The 2,856-nt window shown below is 63.9% G+C and carries 3 protein-coding genes; 2 read left to right on the top strand and 1 reads right to left on the bottom strand.

Going from position 1 to position 2,856, the window contains the following annotated elements:
- Positions 1–100: 100 nt before the first annotated feature.
- Positions 101–997, bottom strand: coding sequence for a LysR family transcriptional regulator (locus AC1D00_RS34740; protein ID WP_404555621.1), 897 nt, complete (start codon positions 995–997; stop codon positions 101–103).
- 282 nt (positions 998–1,279) lie between these two features.
- On the opposite strand from AC1D00_RS34740, the gene AC1D00_RS34735 reads away from it, so the two are divergent.
- Positions 1,280–2,014 carry an SDR family NAD(P)-dependent oxidoreductase gene (locus AC1D00_RS34735; protein WP_477013792.1) on the top strand — a complete coding sequence of 245 codons (735 nt, stop codon included), beginning with the start codon at positions 1,280–1,282 and terminating at the stop codon, positions 2,012–2,014.
- Positions 2,015–2,030: 16 nt separating this feature from the next.
- On the top strand, positions 2,031–2,624 hold the full coding sequence (locus tag AC1D00_RS34730) for an NADPH-dependent F420 reductase (protein WP_477013793.1): 594 nt from the start codon (positions 2,031–2,033) through the stop codon (positions 2,622–2,624).
- Positions 2,625–2,856 lie beyond the last annotated feature (232 nt).

Here is a 2,856-nt window from a genome sequence, read left to right as displayed (position 1 = left end):
GCTGAGGTCATTGAAAAGGCAGCGCTCGCGAAGTGACGAACCTGCTCCCGGCACTTCGGTGTCGGGAGCGTTTGCTCGGAATCTAGCAACCTGCCGCACATCAGTCGCGCGATATGGACAGCCCCGCGAGAAGCGGCGCGTACGCAGCGAGCTTGCGGGATATGAACTCCGTGAAGAGCCGCACGCGCTTGGTCTTGCGTGACTCCCCCTGTGTAAGAAGCCAGAGCGTTCCGTACATGTGCAGATCGGTGCCCGGCACCCTCACCAGCAGGGGGTCGGCGTCTCCGACAAAGCACGGCAGTGTCGTCATCCCGAGCCCTTGCCTGACAGCAACGATCTGCGCCCCGGCGTCTGTGACCCTGAACGGAACGCCGGTGGTGCGAACCTCACCCTCGCTCGCCCAATCCGGAATTCCGTGAATGCTGATGACGATCCACCGGACAGGATCAGGCGCGCCGGCACGCCACACGGCCAGTCGGTCCCGGGACATGTAGACGCCGCCGAACACCTCCGGTCCCTTCAGGCCGTGAAGATTGAGCGGCAGGGTCTTGCGGTCGTAGACGACGCGGATCGCGACGTCCGCCTCCCGGTTGGTCAGATTTGCCAGCTCACCGAACGACAGGATGTCCATCTCGATGTCAGGATGCTGACGCGCGAAATCGGCGAAATCAGGCATGAGCAGGTGAGTCGCAAGCGGCGGCGCCAGCGTCACCCGCAGACGCCCGCGCACGCTCTGGTCGCGCCCGAAGACGCGCGTCTCCAGCTGGTGCGACGACGCTTCCATCTGGTCCGCGAACTCGAGGACCTCCTCGCCCGCAGCCGTCAGGCGATAGCCCGACGGCAGCTTTTCGAACATGTGGACCCCGAGGCGTTCCTCGAGCTGGGCGATGCGTCGCAGCACGGTCGCGTGGTTCACGCCGAGGCGCTCGGCGGCAGCCCGCACCGAGCCTCCGCGCGCGACGGCAAGAAAGTAGCGAACGTCGTCCCAGTCGATCATGGTGCAATCCCGCACCGCGCGGTGCGCCTTCCAAAGCCCGTATCCGACGCATCGAACAGCATCTCGTATGTGGGTGGCGCGGGGCGATTATCATAGCCCGGACCGGCAAGCACGGCCCRATTCCTAACGGCGGACTGATCATCGCGCCTGGTGTCAGTCGTCCATCCGGTTCAATTTCGCACCACCGATGTGCGCGCTTCCGCACTCAACGCCTGACGCCGGCAGACCCATCTCGAGGTTCTCGGGGGCAGATGCTCTCCCGACACCACGACAGGAGAAGTTATGGGAAAGCTTGAAGGTAAGGTTGCAGTCGTCACGGGTGGATCGAGCGGCATGGCGCTGGCGAGCGCCAAACGGTTCGTTGAAGAAGGCGCCTATGTCTTCATCACGGGCCGGAGGCAGGAGGCGCTCGACGAGGCCGTCAGGCTGATTGGCCGGAACGTGACCGGCGTGTGCGGCGACGCGGCCAATCTCGACGACCTCGACCGTCTGTTCGACACGGTCAAGCGGCAAAAAGGCAGGATCGACGTCCTGTACGCAAGCGCGGGCATCGGCGAAGCCGTTCCGCTCGGCGAGATTACCGAGCAGCATTTCGATGCGGCCTTCGGCCTCAATACGCGCGGCACGCTGTTCACGGTTCAGAAGGCCCTGCCGCTGTTCAGCGATGGTGGATCGATCTTCATGACCGGGTCGGTTGCGTCGGTGAAAGGTTTTCCCGGTTACGGCGTGTATGCGGCGAGCAAGGCGGCGTTGCGCTCATTCGCACGCACGTGGCTCAACGAACTGAAGGGCCGGAAGATCCGGGTGAACGTGTTGAGCCCGGGGCCGATCGCCACACCGATGCAGGACCAGGTTCTCACCGAGGAAGCGAAGCGGATGTTCGAATCCCTGATCCCGCGGGGAACGATGGGGCGTCCTGAGGAAATTGCAGCGGTCGCGCTGTTTCTCGCTTCGGACGATTCGAGCTTCGTGAACGGGGTGGAGCTGTCCGTCGACGGCGGCTTCTCGGCCATCTGAAAAACGGAGACGCATGATGAGCTATGCGATTATAGGATTCGGCAAGATCGGCCAGGCCCTCGCCCACGCCTTCGCCCGCAAGAACATCGAGGTCACAGTCGCGAGCCGCCGGCCGCCCGAGGCGTTGGCGCCGCAGGCTCGGGCGATCGGACCCACGGTCGTCGCCAAATCGCAGGGGGAAGCGCTGGAGGCCGACACGATCATCCTGGCGGTCCCGTTCGGAGAGCATGGCGAGGTTGCGAAGGCCCTGCCGAACTGGACAGGCAAGACGATCATCGACGCGACCAACGGGTTTGGAGAAGAGCTGGACGGTCTTCTCTCCTCCTCCGTCGTCGCGAAGGCGTTCGCCGGCGCCAGGCTCGTGAAAGGCTTCAATCACCTGGGTGCGGCCAAACTGGCTGCCGATCCGATCGTCGAGGGCGGGCACCGGGTCGTCTTCCTGTCGAGCGACGACGAGGACGCGATCGCGCCCGTGGCGGCCTTGGCCAAGCAACTCGGGTTCGCACCCGTCAAGCTGGGGAAGCTCAACGAGGGCGGCGCGCTGGTGCACGCACGCGGCCGCGTTTGGGGTCAGCTCATCTTCCAGGATCTATTCAAGAAGGAGCAGTAGTAGATCTAGGACCGTATGATCGACACCGAGAACCGGTCGCGCGCGCCAATTTCTTGGAGCAGCGCGCGACCGAATATTCCCCACCACCCTGGGGTACGCTGCGGGTCAATTACAGTTCTTGAGCTTTCGGCAGCCGGATCACTTTTTAGTCGTGCCCTCAGATGGCTGCTCTGCCGACCCGCCGATTTTCTTCGAGACCACGTAGACGTCGACGCCGCTCATCGAACATTCC

This window comes from Bradyrhizobium sp. P2_E8, from assembly GCF_056403875.1.
The sequence above is the reverse complement of the archived record's forward strand: the minus strand, read 5'-3'. Positions and strand labels throughout refer to the sequence as shown.

What these genes read in the sequence shown, in the direction of transcription:
- AC1D00_RS34740 (WP_404555621.1), bottom strand. Translation starts at nt 997, where the DNA reads ATGATCGACTGGGACGACGTTCGCTACTTTCTTGCCGTCGCGCGCGGA.
- AC1D00_RS34735 (WP_477013792.1), top strand. Translation starts at nt 1,280, where the DNA reads ATGGGAAAGCTTGAAGGTAAGGTTGCAGTCGTCACGGGTGGATCGAGC.
- AC1D00_RS34730 (WP_477013793.1), top strand. Translation starts at nt 2,031, where the DNA reads ATGAGCTATGCGATTATAGGATTCGGCAAGATCGGCCAGGCCCTCGCC.